General features: G+C 39.9%; 16 protein-coding genes. 7 read left to right on the top strand and 9 right to left on the bottom strand.

The genetic code is table 11. The features are described from left to right. Positions 1-6: 6 nt before the first annotated feature. The 7 genes from gyrB to dnaA all read right to left on the bottom strand — a co-directional run bounded on the left by gyrB (position 7) and on the right by dnaA (position 7,766). Positions 7-1,908, bottom strand: a complete 1,902-nt coding sequence (gene gyrB, locus VRHSUH09_RS07560) for a DNA topoisomerase (ATP-hydrolyzing) subunit B (RefSeq protein WP_105081817.1) — start codon at positions 1,906-1,908, stop codon at positions 7-9. A 77-nt stretch (positions 1,909-1,985) separates the two neighbouring features. Continuing rightward, entirely contained in the window at positions 1,986-2,234 is a 249-nt protein-coding gene (locus VRHSUH09_RS07555; RefSeq protein WP_009351583.1) for a DUF370 domain-containing protein, read from the bottom strand. Between the two features lie 13 nt (positions 2,235-2,247). Then, positions 2,248-3,150 carry a DciA family protein gene (locus tag VRHSUH09_RS07550; protein WP_105081816.1) on the bottom strand — a complete coding sequence of 301 codons (903 nt, stop codon included), beginning with the start codon at positions 3,148-3,150 and terminating at the stop codon, positions 2,248-2,250. Then, positions 3,137-4,237 (bottom strand): DNA replication/repair protein RecF, encoded by a 1,101-nt coding sequence (gene recF, locus VRHSUH09_RS07545; protein ID WP_105081815.1) that lies wholly within the window; start codon positions 4,235-4,237, stop codon positions 3,137-3,139. Before recF ends, VRHSUH09_RS07550 begins: the two co-directional genes overlap by 14 nt. 3 nt (positions 4,238-4,240) lie before the next feature. After that, positions 4,241-4,474 carry an RNA-binding S4 domain-containing protein gene (locus tag VRHSUH09_RS07540; RefSeq protein ID WP_004692943.1) on the bottom strand — a complete coding sequence of 78 codons (234 nt, stop codon included), beginning with the start codon at positions 4,472-4,474 and terminating at the stop codon, positions 4,241-4,243. 303 nt (positions 4,475-4,777) lie between these two features. Next, complete coding sequence (dnaN, locus tag VRHSUH09_RS07535; RefSeq protein ID WP_054747902.1) at positions 4,778-5,890, bottom strand: DNA polymerase III subunit beta; 1,113 nt, start codon at positions 5,888-5,890, stop codon at positions 4,778-4,780. A 298-nt stretch (positions 5,891-6,188) separates the two neighbouring features. Further along, on the bottom strand, positions 6,189-7,766 hold the full coding sequence (dnaA, locus tag VRHSUH09_RS07530) for a chromosomal replication initiator protein DnaA (protein ID WP_105081814.1): 1,578 nt from the start codon (positions 7,764-7,766) through the stop codon (positions 6,189-6,191). Between the two features lie 1,272 nt (positions 7,767-9,038). Between dnaA and rpmH the strand changes: the two genes are divergently transcribed. The 7 genes from rpmH to mnmG all read left to right on the top strand — a co-directional run bounded on the left by rpmH (position 9,039) and on the right by mnmG (position 15,236). Then, positions 9,039-9,173: a 50S ribosomal protein L34 gene (rpmH, locus tag VRHSUH09_RS07525; RefSeq protein WP_004692946.1), complete on the top strand. Its 135-nt coding sequence runs from the start codon at positions 9,039-9,041 to the stop codon at positions 9,171-9,173. Positions 9,174-9,252: 79 nt separating this feature from the next. After that, on the top strand, positions 9,253-9,612 hold the full coding sequence (gene rnpA / locus VRHSUH09_RS07520; protein WP_043005915.1) for a ribonuclease P protein component: 360 nt from the start codon (positions 9,253-9,255) through the stop codon (positions 9,610-9,612). A 48-nt stretch (positions 9,613-9,660) separates the two neighbouring features. Next, entirely contained in the window at positions 9,661-9,882 is a 222-nt protein-coding gene (gene yidD / locus VRHSUH09_RS07515) for a membrane protein insertion efficiency factor YidD (protein ID WP_012865047.1), read from the top strand. 170 nt (positions 9,883-10,052) lie between these two features. Continuing rightward, complete coding sequence (locus VRHSUH09_RS07510) at positions 10,053-10,721, top strand: YidC/Oxa1 family membrane protein insertase (RefSeq protein WP_105081813.1); 669 nt, start codon at positions 10,053-10,055, stop codon at positions 10,719-10,721. Between the two features lie 8 nt (positions 10,722-10,729). Continuing rightward, complete coding sequence (gene jag / locus VRHSUH09_RS07505) at positions 10,730-11,530, top strand: RNA-binding cell elongation regulator Jag/EloR (protein WP_105081812.1); 801 nt, start codon at positions 10,730-10,732, stop codon at positions 11,528-11,530. 257 nt (positions 11,531-11,787) lie between these two features. Next, positions 11,788-13,173, top strand: coding sequence for a tRNA uridine-5-carboxymethylaminomethyl(34) synthesis GTPase MnmE (gene mnmE, locus VRHSUH09_RS07500; RefSeq protein ID WP_105081811.1), 1,386 nt, complete (start codon positions 11,788-11,790; stop codon positions 13,171-13,173). 191 nt (positions 13,174-13,364) lie between these two features. Then, positions 13,365-15,236, top strand: coding sequence for a tRNA uridine-5-carboxymethylaminomethyl(34) synthesis enzyme MnmG (gene mnmG / locus VRHSUH09_RS07495; RefSeq protein ID WP_105081810.1), 1,872 nt, complete (start codon positions 13,365-13,367; stop codon positions 15,234-15,236). 75 nt (positions 15,237-15,311) lie between these two features. On the opposite strand, the gene vapC is transcribed toward mnmG, so the two are convergent. Both vapC and vapB read right to left on the bottom strand, forming a co-directional pair. After that, entirely contained in the window at positions 15,312-15,722 is a 411-nt protein-coding gene (gene vapC, locus VRHSUH09_RS07490; RefSeq protein WP_009351515.1) for a type II toxin-antitoxin system tRNA(fMet)-specific endonuclease VapC, read from the bottom strand. Next, a complete protein-coding gene (gene vapB / locus VRHSUH09_RS07485; RefSeq protein ID WP_005384838.1) occupies positions 15,719-15,949 on the bottom strand; it encodes a type II toxin-antitoxin system antitoxin VapB in 231 nt (76 codons plus the stop codon). Before vapB ends, vapC begins: the two co-directional genes overlap by 4 nt. Positions 15,950-16,261: the final 312 nt, after the last annotated feature.

The following is a 16,261-nucleotide window of genomic DNA, read 5'->3' as shown; positions in this document are numbered from 1 at the left end:
CACCTCTTACAAATCTAGATTACGCACGTATTTTGCGTTATCTTCAATAAATTTACGACGAGGTTCTACCTTATCACCCATGAGAACGGTAAAGATTTTATCAGCTTCGATGGAATCTTCTAAGCTAACTTGTAAAATCGTACGATTTTCAGGGTTCATAGTAGTTTCCCATAATTGTTCAGGGTTCATTTCACCTAAACCTTTGTAACGTTGAATTGCGATGCCTTCACGGCCTACTTCATCAAGTTTAGCAGCTAATTCTGCATCAGAATATACATACCATTGGGACTTGCCCTTCTTGATTTGGTACAAAGGTGGTTGAGCAATGTAAATATGGCCTTCTTCCACCAATGGTTTCATATAGCGGTAGAAGAATGTTAATAACAAGGTACGGATATGAGCGCCGTCAACGTCCGCATCAGTCATAATGATGATCTTGTTATAACGGGATTTAGTAATATCGAATTCTTCCCCAATGCCAGTACCGAAAGCGGTAATCATGGATCGAATTTCGTTATTCGCCAAAATCTTATCAAGACGCGCTTTTTCTACGTTAAGGATTTTACCGCGCAACGGCAAAATCGCTTGGTAACGACGGTCGCGACCTTGTTTTGCAGAACCGCCCGCAGAATCACCTTCGACTAGATAAATTTCAGTCATAGATGTATCTTTTTCGGAGCAGTCTGCCAATTTACCAGGAAGACTGGAAATTTCCAAAGCATTTTTACGACGAGTTAAGTCGCGGGCTTTACGAGCTGCCTCACGAGCACGGCTAGCCATTGTCGCTTTTTCGATGATTTTCTTCGCATCTTGCGGATGTTCTTCAAAGAATGTTTTAAGACCATCAGATACGATAACATCTGTAATACCTTTAACTTCGCTATTGCCAAGTTTAGTTTTTGTTTGACCTTCAAATTGAGGTTCCAATACTTTTACAGATACAACAGCTGTCAAACCTTCACGTACGTCTTCACCGGAAAGGTTGGACTCATTTTCCTTGATCAAGCCAGCTTTACGGCCATAATCATTGAGGGTACGAGTCAAAGCAGCACGGAAGCCAGAAAGATGTGTACCACCGTCAATAGTGTTGATGTTATTTACGAAAGACAACAAGTTTTCGCTGTAACTATCGTTATATTGCAAAGCTACATCTACTACTACATCATCTTTTGTATTTTCGATGTTGATAACAGTTGGATTAACAACTTCTTTATTTTCGTTCAAGAATGTGATGAAAGAACTCAAACCACCTTCATAGTGGAAGCTTTCAACACGAGGTTCCTCTTGGCGCAAATCGCTCAATGTAATGCGAAGTCCTTTGTTAAGGAATGCCAATTCTTGTAAACGCATTTTCAATGTATCAAAGCTGAATACGGTAGTTTCAAAGATCTCAGCATCTGGCTTGAAGATAACTGTAGTACCAGTACCTTCCGCTTTACCGATTTCGTGCAACTCAGAAGTCTTGTGACCACGAGCAAAGGAAATCTCTTGAATGATACCGTTTTGAGATACTTGAACCTTAGTCCATTCACTCAACGCATTTACTACGGAAATACCTACGCCGTGAAGACCACCAGATACCTTGTAGCCGCCACCGCCAAATTTACCACCTGCATGCAATTTAGTTAATACTAACTCTACCGCAGACATACCGGATTCATGCATCCCTGTTGGGATACCACGGCCATCATCGACAACAGTAATGCTGTTATCTGGATTGATGGATACTTCGATATGTGTAGCGTAACCTGCAAGCGCTTCGTCTACAGAGTTATCTACAACTTCGTATACGAGGTGATGCAAACCGCGAGTAGATGTACTACCGATGTACATACCCGGGCGTTTACGCACCGCGTCGAGACCCTCAAGAACCTGAATATTCTGAGCGCCATAATTTTGTTCAGGCATGAAACAAACTCCTCCTAACAATCTATCTCACTGTACATACTAGAATTTGTATGACAACACATGTACAGGATTAAACTTTATCTCTTTATTATACTATAAAATTCATCAATTCGCCTCATTAAAGTCTTAATACTAATACCAGATCCATAAATGCAATCATCAGTGACCACATAGGTCTTGATTTGCTCCTCTGGCACCATGGCGATATACTCTAAGCTTTCATAGTGATGAATAGGACTTTTATGGGATTTTCCGCCCTTGGCGTGCACCATAGTAATGATGGATTCAATCGGTACGGAAACGGTATCCCCAATATGAACGTACATAGGAATGCCTCCTCTACTTTTCTAATGTCCCATTTAATGAATCAATTTTTAGCTGTTCCTCTTCAGCAAGGAACTTTGATCGATATTTGTTGCACAAATTAATAACGTGCTGATCCGTCAACTCATCAGGCTTCTTATGAGTGATGAGCATAGCCACCATATACATGTGACGACGATTGATGGACCCTTTATAAATTTTATCTAAGTAAAAGTATATAGATTCCCGCATAGCTTCTGCAAAGTCTGGGAAGGTACACTGTATAAATTGCTGACAGTCGCTATATTTAAAGTACGGATACTTTCTAATAACTGCCTTAATGTCCTTAATATGAGCGCGATGCAATTCGTATTCGCAAGTCGGACAGATTTCTTTTTTAGATTCCATGTGCATGCCACATCGACCACAACGATGATAGCCATGCTGCTCTAAATAGATTTCCCGCTTTCGAGCCGTAATTTGTACTTTTCTGAAAGCCGCCTTTAATTCTTCATTGTCTGTTTGTTCCAAGGATTTATCGATGGCGTCTACGTCTTCTTTTGAAAGCACGATATCTGCAAAATTAATCTTTTTAGATTCCCCTATTTTGTCAGGAAGAGATATAGACGTATTGTTCTCTGCTTTCACATAGCTCTGACGTTTCATAATAAAGCGAATATCGGTGATGACCTCTTGGCGGTAATACTTGTTAATCGCCTCGATAATACGCCGTTTTTGCATCTGTAGTTCCTGCATCCACATGGAATTATCTGCGCTAATCACCATATCTGGAGGCTTGATAGACACAATTTTCGTATGGTCTGCAATGACATCGCCCACTACATGACTCCACTTGTGAACAAGGGTATTTAATTTATATTGTTCCAGTAAATTCAGTTCTGCTAAGGCCTTTGGTAAACAAAGATCAAGGCTGTCCATACTGAACCTTACCCCCTTCACAAGAAATAAATTGTACGGATTTCAAATCTTTAAAATCGTGAATATCTGTAGTAGTAATAAATGTTTGAATGCGTTTATGAATAAACTGCAATAAATTCGCTCGTCTCGACTCATCAAGTTCGCTCAATACATCATCTAGTAGCAGAACTGGATATTCCCCAACCTCGGACTTGATAAACTCAAGCTCGCTCAACTTTAAGGACAATACAGCCGTTCGTTGCTGTCCTTGGGATCCAAATTTCTTTAAATCCATCGCATCGGAAAAGAATCGTAAATCATCGCGGTGAGGACCTACGCTGGTGGTCATCCGATGACGATCCTGTGGCAACGCTGCTTTAATGCGCTCGTAAAAGCCTTCCTTTGTATATTCTAAGGATCCATTATCTATGTAAGGCTGTTCATAACCGATGGTTAAATTCTCAAGGCCACCCGTCAATTTACGATTCATCAAATCGATAAGAAGGTTAATTTTCTTCAAGCTCTCTAACCGTTTCTTGACGATAAAGCTCGCCATATCGGCTAATTGCAAATCCCATTCTTCAAGAGGAATGTTTTGCTTTCCTCTATATTCCTTAAGGACTGCATTTCGTTGCTGTAATAGCCGATTATACTGCATCAACTGATGATAGTAGGTAGCGCTAGTCTGAGAGATTTCCATATCGAGAAAGCGTCTACGTCCTGACGGCGTTCCTTTGATGAGCTGTAAATCTTCAGGACAGAAGATAACTGTATTTAATGTACCAATCAGTTCTTTTTGCGATATTTTCGTATCGTTTAAGCGAATATCCTTAGGACCTTGGCGAAATAACTTAATATTTACCTTTTGAGGTGTATCCTTTTTCTCGAACTTAACAACAATACCTGCTTCATCAGCATTGAACATGAGCATATCCGATGTATCGTTTGTCCGATGGCTTTTACCAATGGTACCTACATAGATGGACTCGAGGATATTCGTCTTACCAGCCCCATTGGTACCGTGCAAAACGATAATCTCCGGATTAAACTGAATCATTACATCCTTGTAATTACGAAACTGGAATAATTGCAGTGAGTCAATTCTCACCGATTATGCCTCCTCTTGAGTAATTACGAGATCTACATCGAGACCTTCGCAAGAAATCACGTCCCCAACGCGACACTTCTTGCGCTTTTCTGTCACAACTTGACCATTTAAAGTAAGAATGCCTTCATCGATAAAGGATTTAATTTGACCACCCGTTTCAATGATGCCTTCTAACTTCAACAACTGATCAATTTGGATGTACTCCGTATGAATGGGTACCTGCTGTTGCTCTTTCATAACGTCCTCCTATAGTGGACAATTTATAACTATATGGGAATTAGGTAACGATGACTTTTAATCATCATTACCTAATAAAAATATGTATATTAATTCAATGGAATATACGATATAGTGATATTTTTATCAATAAACAAATAATAGATTTTGACATTTAATATTATTAATTATTTAGTACCAGAGTACAGTTCCTCACTGTGAATTTTCTTTAGGCTACGTTGTAGCCTAGAAAATTTTACGTTCGGAACAAAGTGATGCAGTGTCACTGTCGTCGCAAGCTCCTCCATTGACTACTGCCCTACTTTATGCGTTCGTACGAACTGGTGTTACTACGTATGTATAGTTCGGATTATTGTCTTGACGAATGACAACAGGACCGTTTTGTTTTAAGAACAAGTGGATGTTGTCGCCTGTGCTATGACGCAAGATGTCAGAGATGTAGCGGCCATTGAAGGAGATAGTGAAAGGTGTTCCTTTAAATTCAACAGCTACGTCTTCTTTTGCCATACCTATTTCAGTATTTTGAGTAGACAATGTTACATTACTTTCAGCCCAATCATAACGAATTACGTTATAGCTGATGTCTTTAGCCAATAAGGATACGCGGTCAACAGCACCAGCGAATTCGCGGCGATCGATAACAGCGCTAGAGTCGAATTGGGAAGGAATTACCTTTTCATATTCTGGGTACGTGCCTTCGATCAAGCGAGAAATGATGTAAATCGATTCAAAGTTAAACACGATTTGTGTGCGATTCCAAATGATGTTGATCATCGCTGGATTATCTGTTGGTAACAAACGAGATACTTCAGCCAACGTTTTTGTAGGAATGATGGCGCGCATTGGTGTAGTTGCTGGTTCATCAATAGTAATTTTCTTAACAGCCATACGATGTGTATCAGTAGCAACCATAGTGACTTCATTTTCTTTGATTTCAAGAAGAGCACCAGTAAATACAGGACGATCTTCGTCTGTTGCAGCTGCGTAGTTTGTTAAATCGATGAGTTCTTTCATAGCAAAGCTATCGATGTTTACATGATCTTGGTCGTGAATTTGTTCAACCAATGAGAAATCATCTGGATGTAATGTTACAAGGTTGAATTCGGAAGAACCAGATGTGATTGTTAAAGAATTACCGTCCTCTGGTTTATAAAGTTCGATAGTATCGCCAGGTAATTTGCGGATTAATTCTTGGAAATAACGGGAACCAACTACTAAGGTACCAGGTTCTTTAATGTCGCCGTCGATGGTTAAACGAATGCCGAGTTCAAAATCGTTACCTTGTAATTCTACTTGGCCATTTTTTGTAGTCATGTAGATAGCGCCTGGTAAATTGGAACTTGTTTTATTTTGAGATACCTTTTGCAATACGTTGATTGCTTTTTGGAGATTTGCTTTTGGGAATGTAATATGCATTTATAACTCCTTTATGATTTGTATGTTTGTTTGTAATATTCTATGTTTGCTACCGTAGATGCTCTATAGATATTCTGCGATAGATCTGTTTCTACTGGTTTTTTGATTGTTTGTTAGTTTTAGTAGTAGTAATAGTAGGGGCCTGTTCATATGTGTAAAAGTGAATTGGGGCCACTAGCTGTGTGATTTTTGGGTTGTGTATAACTATGTTGATAGTTTGTAACCACTTATCCACATACTCACAGGTAAGTGCGAGTTTTTGGATATCCACAAAGTTACGCACAATATATCCACAGAGTTATCCACAGGTTGTTAATTTCTGTTTAATTTCTCCTACTATGCGTTTTGTTTCTTCGTTTTTTTCAATTTCCTTCGTGATTTTATCGTACGCATGGAGAATTGTTGTATGGTCACGAGAGAAAGCAGCTGCGATTTGCGGATAACTTTCGTTGATCATGTCGCGGCATAAATACATGGCGATTTGCCGTGGGAATGCGAATTGAGCCTTTCTCTTCTTGCCGAGCAAGTCTTGCTTTTTAATATTGAAATAAGAACTTACAAAATTCTGGATGCTTTCAATATTAACCATGTTCACCTCTTCTGTGTGAACGAGGCCAGCCAAGGCTTGTTTTGTATATTCTAGGTCGATAGATTCAAGACGTTGATCGATGGATGCGGTGCCGATTAATTTGGTGAAAGCACCTTGCAACACGCGGACATTTTCGCTAAATTGTAACGCTACGTAGTTGATGGAGTCGTTATCGATGCGGATAACACGGTTCTTTTTATATTCTCGTTCTAGCAAAGATCTAAAGATGGCAATGCGCGTTTCTAAATCTGGATTTTCCATGGTGGCAATGTAGCCAGCTTGGAAACGAGAACGGAGACGGTCTTCGAATTGCTCCATATCGTTTGGCATCGTATCAGAGGTGAGGACGATTTGCTTGTTGTTATTTAATAACTCATTGAACGTATTAAATAGTTCAGTTTTCGTACTTTCACGACTTTCAAGGAACTGAATATCGTCGATCATGAGTACATCGATATTGCGGAATGTGTTACGGAACAATTTACCTTGGTTACGTTGCAATGTTTCGACGAAGATGTTCATAAAGTTTTCGCTCGTAATGGACATAACCTTCATGTGTGGATGATTTTCCTTGATGGCATTGCCGATGGCATGCATCAAATGCGTTTTACCTAGACCTGATGGACCATAGATAAAGAGCGGATTATAGTCGCCACCTGGGAATTCAGCTACATTTTGAGCAGCTCCAAATGGAATGCGGTTGGCGTTGCCTGTTACATAATTATCAAAACGGTACGCTGGATTGAGGTTAGATAAGGACAAATCTACAGGTACATTATCAGACTGTAATGTAGGTGTTGTAGTTTCAACTGTTTTACTAGGCGCTACCATTGGCTCATCTGGAATATTCACAGGCGCTGGTGCGCGATCGATGTAGACAGGCTCCTGATACACCGGTGTGTAGAACTCATCTTGTTGAGCTTTTTCCTCTACCACAGGCGGTAATGGCATCGGTGGAGCCACTACAGGAGCATCATCGATGAGACTTTCATCAACAAAGGTAGTATCTATACTCTCTTGATTGAAATCGAATAACACCATATCTCGATGAGAACCGATAACCGTAGTAATAGCATCCTGTAAAGCCTTGCTAATCTGCGGCTGCTGATCGATTAAGTTTTTAACAAATGTTTGCATGACCCCAATATGGATCGAATGACTGTCGAGAGACATGGGAATCAACGATGACGTAACGCGCAAGTACAATGCGTCAGGCAAATGTTGCATGTTCTTTTTCGCCTCTTGCAATATATGTTCCCATATATTATTCAAATCAAATGATTGCATGACGTGCCTCTTGTGTATAACTATTACGATAAATGTGTATAACTTTAGGAATAATGTGTATAACTATTGTAAAAGCTGTGGAAAACCATATTATTCCTGTGAATAACCTGTGCACAACCTGTGAATAAGTGAAAATAAAATTCTCTTCCAACCAGATAATAACTGACTTTATAGATTACACAGGTCAAAAGAGAAAAAATGTGGATAACTTTAAAAATTATCCAACAAAAACTTATAAAAATATATACTTTTTCCTAATTTCAGTTATGATTGTACCAAAAAATCACTAGTTTGTCATTTATTCTGTGGATAACTTTTGATTATCTGAAGGAGAAATGTTAATAACTCAGTAATTACCTCATCTTTTGTTCATCAATTACTTTTGGGGGAGGACTGAAAACTACTTTTATCGCTCCATACGACGCGTAAGTCACTCAAAAAGTAGTTTTCAGTCCCCTCCTCCTATAAGATAATTTTTATGATTACAATACACATAGATGAAAAAGTAATTGATGAACATAACAGCATCAACCTTCAGATAATCAAAACTATATGATCAATAAAAATGACAAACTAGTGATTTTTCTAAAAGGGAGTGTTAGGAGCAGGAATAGATGTGGATTTTTGACCGAAACGTGTGAAGGGATAAAAACACATCTATTCCTCCCCTCTTTCTAACTAGAGATCAAAAGGTAAATTTGTCTTATATAAAAAGATTAGAATGTGAGTTCTTGTGTTGTTGTAAATTGATGTTACGTTTACATCGTGTAGTGGTGTGTAAGGTGACATTAGGATTTACTTAGGGAGGGAATATAGGGTCCTTTTGAGCGACTTTACGCGTCGTATGGAGCGATGAAGGAGCCCTCTTTTGGAAACGTAACATCAATTTCTCTCTTTCCCTTCAAGAGGTTAAAAGGTAAGATTTGTTAAATCTTAGATCCGCATTCTGAAAGACTTTTATTGATTTGCTATAAAACTGATACTACTTTTTATACTGGTGGTAGGTGTTATAGTAGTTATTAGAATGTGTTGGGAGCAGGAATAGATGTGGATTTTTGACCGACTTACGTGTCGTATGGAGGGAGAAAACCACATCTATTCCTCCCCCTATAAAAGTAGTATCAGTTTTAAGTTCTATCGGATTTAAGTAAAATCCATATAAAAGTCTTTCAGAATAGCCCTAAAATATTGACAAATTTACGTTTTAACTCTATAATTACCCTGTTATGGTATAAGTAAAACAATACAAAATGACGAGGAGGTGTTTTACTAATGAAACGTACTTACCAACCAAATACTCTTTGGAGAAAACGTACCCATGGTTTCCGTGAACGCATGAAAACTATCGGTGGCCGTCTCGTTTTAAAAAGAAGACGTGCAAAAGGCAGAAAACGCTTATCTGCATAATATAATAGCTGTTAGGCAGGAGAAAAAACTTGGCGCTGCTGCCAAGTTTTTCTATTCTTAGGACTTAAGGACAATGCATATGAATTTTTGCCTCGATAAAGCAAGACGACTGACGCACAATAATGAATATCGCCTTGTGTATAAGCACGGTAAATACGAAGTAGGCCGTATGTGTGTACTGTATCGTATGCCCGTGGCGAAGCAATCTATGCGCATTGGTTTTGTAACAGGCAAAAAGGTTGGTTGTGCAGTGGAGCGCAACCGAGCTAGACGCCTTATGAAAGAGGTATATCGCCTTAATCAACATTCCATTCGCGAAGGATATCATATCGTAATTGTTGGACGTGGCCCTCTGAAAAACGCTACCTACGAAAAAGCGGAAAAGGAGATTTTGTATCTCTTGCGAAAAAGCAAATTATTGGTACAAAATGATAAATAGGACCACAAGTTAGAGGCTTTGGTCCTTTTTGTGTATATGGAGATTTCTATGAAACGCTGTATAACAATGCTTTTACGACTTTTAATTAGGTTCTATCAGCTTGCCATATCTCCCTTAAAACCTGGATGTTGCCGTTATTATCCGACATGTTCCACATATACTCTGCAGGCCATCGAAAAATATGGTCCTTTGAAAGGTAGCTGGATGGGTTTAAAACGCATTCTTCGCTGTCATCCTTTCCATAAGGGTGGCTACGATCCAGTTCCCTAACCCACTTGGGCTTAGGCTGGTTATGTGTTGTGTGAAAGCAACTTTCACCATTACCATTTAGCACAGATTTGGAAATACCTGAGCATCTGTATGGATGAAATTTAGACCATACCATAACGATATATAGATGCGCAAAGGACGATTTCGGACTGTATGAAAAAGGAGAAACAATGGAATTTTTAAGTAGTGTATTCCAACCTATCGTTGATTTAATGAGTTCTTTGGTAACTTACGCGTTCCAATTCACTCAAATGGTAGGTTATCCAAGCTACGGTGTAGCTATTATCCTTTTAACAATCTTTATTAAAGCGATTTTAGCACCACTTACTGTTAAACAAATTAAATCCATGAAGGCTATGCAAGAGTTACAGCCTCGCATGCAAGAATTGCAGAATAAATACAAAAACGATCCTGCAAGATTGCAAGCGGAAATGGGTGCATTGTACAAAGAAATGGGCGTTAATCCACTAGCTGGCTGCTTGCCTTTATTGGTTCAAATGCCATTCTTGATTGCTATCTTCTACGCTTTACAAGGCTATCCATACGATCAAAACTATGTACAATTCTTATGGCTTCCTAGCCTTGGCGAACCAGATCCAATGTACATTTTGCCAGTATTGAGTGCGGCGTCCACTTGGATTATGTCCAAACAAACTGGTAGCGGTGCAACTGGTGCTGCTGCGCAACAACAAAAGATTATGACAATCTTTATGCCTCTATTCATTGGTTACATCTCCCTTAACTTCCCTTCTGGCTTAGTTATTTACTGGATCGTATCCAATGTGTTCCAATTTGTGCAACAACATTTCATTTACAAAGGCTTAGAAGCTAAAAAATAGGAGACACTATGGAATTTATCGATGTATCTGCTAAAACCATTGAAGATGCCATTGCCAAAGGTGTAGCTCAATTGGCTGAAGATGGCCAAGAATTGGTTGAAACTAAAGTTTTAGAACAACCTTCTAATGGCTTCTTGGGCATTGGTCGTAAACCAGCAGTTGTGCGCTTATTCTTCACATCTATGGCAAAAACTGCTACTGTGGAAGAAGTAGCTGAAGCAGAAGAACAATCTGTAGCTGTTGCTTCCAAGCCGGTTGCAACGACTGAAACAGAAGTACAAGAAACAGCAGCTGTGGAAACTTTTGATGACGAAGTAGAAGAAAAACCTTCTAAAAAGGAACTTTCAAAAGAAGATCAACAAGAAATTGCTGAAAAAGGTAAACAATTCCTCGATGATATGTTTACTCAAATGGGCCTCAAAGTAGTTATCGAAAAAATGATGACGAAAGATAAAATTACATTCCAAGTACACGGCGAAGAGCTAGGTATTTTGATCGGCAAACATGGTCAAACATTGGATGCTATCCAATACTTAACTAATCTCGTGGCTCACAAGGATGTATCCGGCCACTGCCACATCGTTGTAGATGTGGAAAATTATCGTTCTCGCCGAGAAGAAACATTGGTGAACCTCGCGAAACGCTTGGCTTCTAAGGTAAAACGCAACCGTCAAAAGGTTTCCCTAGAACCGATGAATGCTTTTGAACGTAAAATCATTCACACTGCCCTTCAAGGGGACAAACATATTGTAACGAACAGCGAAGGGGACGAACCGTTCCGTCACGTTGTGATTACGTACAAAAAATAATATAGTGGTGCAGCTTTCGAGTAACTGGGTTTTTCGGTTATTTGGGGGCTGCCCCCTTTATTCTTTAGGTTATGGTGAAAGCTAACCTAAGTTAATCTTCGCGCGGGTAAGATTAGTTTAGTTTAACTTTCACAGGCGAAGACATGAATATTGGATATATCCAAAACATATATTGTAAGCAGTAAATCAAAACGATGAATCTTGATTTCATATGTCTTATGAAATGCATAATAGATTATCGAAATACGGAGATTTTTATGTATATAGATGATACAATAGCGGCCATTGCGACGCCGCCCGGCATCGGCGGGGTTGGTATTATTCGTGTTAGCGGCAAGGATAGTTTTCCTATTGTAAATAGCCTGTTCAAGAGCGCTGGCACAGTTCCTTTGATGGACCGCCAAAATAGAACGATTCAATACGGAACCATTGTGGATCCAGCAACGAACAAGACCATCGACGAGGTTCTTGTGTTATTAATGAAAGGCCCTCATTCTTACACGGCAGAGGATGTGGTGGAAATTCAATGTCACGGCGGTATTGTGCCGGTTCGACAAATCTTGAAATTGCTCGTAAATCACGATGTGCGCATGGCAGAGGCCGGCGAATTTACGAAGCGTGCCTTTATGAATGGACGTATCGACCTCACCCAAGCGGAGGCGATCATTGATATTATTGAAGCGAAAACGGAGGACTCCCTCTCTCTCGCTGTATCGCAGCTGGATGGCACAGTTTCGTCCTTTGTAAAAGATGTGCGTGAACAGCTCATCGCTATGATTGCTCATTTAGAGGTAACCATCGATTATCCTGAGGAGGATATTGAGGACGTAACGAGCCAAGAGGTTCGTGAGCAACTAGAGCCTATTTTGAAAGCTATGGATGAACTCTTATCCACAGCGAATACGGGACGCCTCATTCGCGACGGTATTACGACGGTTATTGTAGGCCGTCCAAATGCAGGTAAATCGAGCCTTATGAACGCTCTCTTGCGCGAAAACCGCGCCATTGTAACGGATATTCCGGGGACGACGCGGGATAGTATTGAAGAATATATGACCGTAGAAGGCATCTCTCTGCGCCTCATTGATACGGCAGGTATTCGAGACACACAAGATACGGTAGAAGCCCTCGGTGTGGAACGGGCTCGCGATTATATTAATAAAGCGGATATCGTACTCTGCGTTATCGACGGGTCTACTCCATTAACCCCTGAAGAAATCGAAATTTTGACCTCTGTTAGCGGTTTGAATACCATCGTACTCCTCAATAAGTCCGATGTGGCACAAGTTGTTACAGACGAAAATATTAAAGAACACGGAACCTTTACGGCTATCGAACGCATCAGCGCTAAAGAAGGCGAAGGCTCTGCAGTTCTCTCCAAATGGGTACAAGAACTAGTCTATGGCGGTCGCGTGAAACAAGATAACAGCGCCATGATCAGTAACGTGCGTCACATCAGCCTTGTGGAACAAGCAAAGGCACAAGTCGAAGAAGCCCTCTCCTCCATCGATATGGGCATGCCAGTAGACTTTGTAGCTACCGACCTGCGCAGCGCCTGGGAACTACTAGGCGACATCACGGGCGATACCATCCGTGAATCTATGATCGACGAACTATTCAGTCGCTTCTGTTTAGGTAAGTGATGATGACAATGAGTACTTCCAAAAAGTCTCCACTGGCCAGGTCTGACTTCGGCCTACGGCCTACGCAGGGCCAAAGTCGTTTTTTGAAAGCCCTCATTGCCATTCTATGGAGAATAGGGGTAACTCGGCCTACGGCCTAGTAATTTAAATAAAATAAGCTTTCAATATAAGTAATATATAAGGAAATTCATATGTACACAGTAGATAATTATGATGTCATCGTCATCGGTGGTGGTCATGCTGGTTGTGAGGCGGCTCTTGCCGCTGCCCGCATGGGTCATCGCACGTTGATGGCGACCATCAGTTTAGATAATATTGCGCTTATGCCGTGTAACCCCGCCGTGGGTGGTCCTGGTAAAAGCCATCTTGTTTATGAACTTGACGCTTTAGGCGGTCAAATGGGTATTAACGCAGATGCTACGGCTATTCAAATGCGTATGCTCAACATGGGTAAAGGTCCTGCCGTGCATTCCTTGCGCTGCCAATCTGATAAAATCAAATACCAACATTTGATGAAACAAACCATTGAAAATACAGAGAATCTCAATGTTAAGCAAATCATGGTAACAGAGCTTAAGGTTGAGGATGGTAAGGTAACAGGTATTGTTACAGAACTTGGCGAATTCTATGGCGCTAAGGCTGTTGTTCTTTGTACAGGTACCTACTTGAAAGGTAAAATCCTCATTGGCGATATCGACTACGTAGGTGGCCCAAATGGTCAACGCGTAGCAGAACATTTCTCTCAATCTTTGCTCGACAATGGCATTGAGTTGATGCGCTTCAAGACTGGTACGCCAGCCCGTGTAGATAAACGCACCCTTAACTTTGAAAACATGGTGGAACAAGCAGGCGATGCTCACCATCACTCCTTCTCCTATATGGACGAGTGGATCAACCGTAACGAAGACGTATGTTGGTTGACGTATACTAATGAGAAAACTCATGAAATTATTCATAGCAATATTCACCGCGCTCCAATGTACAGCGGTAAAATCGAAGGCGTAGGCCCTCGTTACTGCCCTTCTATCGAAGATAAAGTAGTGCGCTTTGCCGACAAAGAACGTCATCAATTATTTGTAGAACCAGAAGGTACTGGTACAAACGAAATGTATGTACAAGGCATGAGTACGTCCCTTCCTATGGATGTACAATATGCGTTCCTTCGTACCATTCCTGGTCTTGAAAATGTTGAAATCATGCGTCCTGCATACGCTATCGAATACGATTGCTTGAACCCAACGCAATTGACGCCAGCGCTTAAAGTGAAACATATTGAAGGCCTTTACTCTGCTGGTCAAGCGAATGGTACATCTGGTTATGAAGAAGCAGCGGCTCAAGGCCTTATGGCTGGTATCAACGCAGCCTTGTGGATTGAAGGCAAAGAACCTTTCATCCTCGCTCGCTCCGAAGCGTACATCGGTGTTCTCATCGATGATCTCGTAACAAAAGGTACAAACGAACCGTACCGCATGATGACAAGCCGTAGCGAATATCGCCTATTGCTTCGTCAAGATAATGCAGACATGCGCCTTACTGAAAAAGGCCGTGAAATCGGTCTTGTAAAAGACGATCGTTGGGCTAAGTTTACTGCAAAAAAAGCTAATATCGAAGAAGCGATGGAGCTTTTACGAAACACACCTGTAAATCCATCTAAAGAAACGCAAGCCTTGCTTGAAAGTTTAGGTACAGCCCCTATTAGAACGGGCATCCACGCCTACGATCTAGTAAAACGTAACGAACTTTCTTATGCTGTCGTAGCCGAAGCATTTGGTTTGAAACGCTATACACCTGACGTTGAAGAAGCTGTTGATATCTCCATTACTTACGAAGGTTACATCAAAAAGCAAATGGACCAAGTCGATAAGGTTCGCAAACTAGAAGAAAAAATTCTTCCAAAAGAATGGGATTATACAGAAATTAAGGGCATTTCCCTTGAAGCACAACAAAAGCTCAATAAAATTCGCCCTCACTCCATCGGCCAAGCAAGCCGTATCTCTGGCGTATCCCCAGCGGATGTATCTGTTCTACTAATTCAATTGGAACAATATAACCGAAGCAAATAAAATATGTGATTGTATATAAAAAAGCTAGCTAATGTGTGATTAGCTAGCTTTTTTAGTAAATATTTATAGTTTTAATTAGCTTAATGGTTTAGACCAATCTTCAACTTCTAATTGGGTTACTCTTTCAAACTCTTTTGTATTATTAGTAACAATGGTAAGACCCTTTGATTTTGCGTGGCTTGCAATAAGTAGATCCATAGGACCAATAACTTTCCCTTGTGATTGTAAATCCGCTTTTATTTTTCCATATTCCTCAGCAGCGTGGCTGTCAAAATCAACAATTTGGATAGGTGATAATAAAAGTGTTAAGGCTAATCTATTTTTATCTTTAGATTGACTTTTTTCTACACCATGCATTAACTCAGCATATGTAATTGATGATATACATATATCTGAAGGATGATGCTTTAAAATTTTTTGTAGTACAACTTCTGGCTCTTGCTTAATGGCATAAATACATATATTTGTATCTAACATATACTTCATAAGGCTTCACGCTCCTGATGATCGATATCTTCCCGTCCGTTACACATAAAATCATCTGTAAATAATGATAAACCAGCTACAAATCCTGCCCACTCATCATCTTTTGGCATAAGTAAAACTACATTTCCAATTTTGTTGATGATTACTTCATCACCATTAAACCGAAATTCTTTTGGTAATCGTACAGCCTGGCTGCGGCCATTTTCGAATAGCTTTGCTGTGGTCATACATATCACCTCCTTGTTAATAAAAGTATATACCTTGATATATATTTTAACAAGGTATAATTTTGTATACATATTATAATGGAATTTTTGTGTATATTTGTATGAATATTTATAAAACCTTTATTGTTCTATCTATAAAATATGTACACTAGAGAAGTACACCGAGTGTACATTCAGAATAGACAATTTAACCTATGTATGAAGAAAACATTCATGGTGATAAATTAGAAATAAACAGTGAAATTTAGATACACATTGAAATAGGACAAAATACACAAAAGATAAGTCAAAAAGATAGAGCGATTTCTCAAT

The sequence above is a fragment of the Veillonella rogosae JCM 15642 genome (assembly GCF_002959775.1).
Lineage (GTDB): Bacteria > Bacillota > Negativicutes > Veillonellales > Veillonellaceae > Veillonella > Veillonella rogosae.
Note: the sequence above shows the minus strand (reverse complement) of the source record. Positions and strands in the feature narration are given on the sequence as shown.

Excerpts from the sequence above, each read along its gene's own strand:
- gyrB (WP_105081817.1), bottom strand. The coding sequence starts at position 1,908 with ATGCCTGAACAAAATTATGGCGCTCAGAATATTCAGGTTCTTGAGGGT.
- VRHSUH09_RS07555 (WP_009351583.1), bottom strand. The coding sequence starts at position 2,234 with ATGTACGTTCATATTGGGGATACCGTTTCCGTACCGATTGAATCCATC.
- VRHSUH09_RS07550 (WP_105081816.1), bottom strand. The coding sequence starts at position 3,150 with ATGGACAGCCTTGATCTTTGTTTACCAAAGGCCTTAGCAGAACTGAAT.
- VRHSUH09_RS07540 (WP_004692943.1), bottom strand. The coding sequence starts at position 4,474 with ATGAAAGAGCAACAGCAGGTACCCATTCATACGGAGTACATCCAAATT.
- dnaN (WP_054747902.1), bottom strand. The coding sequence starts at position 5,890 with ATGCATATTACATTCCCAAAAGCAAATCTCCAAAAAGCAATCAACGTA.
- dnaA (WP_105081814.1), bottom strand. The coding sequence starts at position 7,766 with ATGCAATCATTTGATTTGAATAATATATGGGAACATATATTGCAAGAG.
- rpmH (WP_004692946.1), top strand. The coding sequence starts at position 9,039 with ATGAAACGTACTTACCAACCAAATACTCTTTGGAGAAAACGTACCCAT.
- rnpA (WP_043005915.1), top strand. The coding sequence starts at position 9,253 with ATGAATTTTTGCCTCGATAAAGCAAGACGACTGACGCACAATAATGAA.
- yidD (WP_012865047.1), top strand. The coding sequence starts at position 9,661 with ATGAAACGCTGTATAACAATGCTTTTACGACTTTTAATTAGGTTCTAT.
- VRHSUH09_RS07510 (WP_105081813.1), top strand. The coding sequence starts at position 10,053 with ATGGAATTTTTAAGTAGTGTATTCCAACCTATCGTTGATTTAATGAGT.
- jag (WP_105081812.1), top strand. The coding sequence starts at position 10,730 with ATGGAATTTATCGATGTATCTGCTAAAACCATTGAAGATGCCATTGCC.
- mnmE (WP_105081811.1), top strand. The coding sequence starts at position 11,788 with ATGTATATAGATGATACAATAGCGGCCATTGCGACGCCGCCCGGCATC.
- mnmG (WP_105081810.1), top strand. The coding sequence starts at position 13,365 with ATGTACACAGTAGATAATTATGATGTCATCGTCATCGGTGGTGGTCAT.
- vapC (WP_009351515.1), bottom strand. The coding sequence starts at position 15,722 with ATGAAGTATATGTTAGATACAAATATATGTATTTATGCCATTAAGCAA.
- vapB (WP_005384838.1), bottom strand. The coding sequence starts at position 15,949 with ATGACCACAGCAAAGCTATTCGAAAATGGCCGCAGCCAGGCTGTACGA.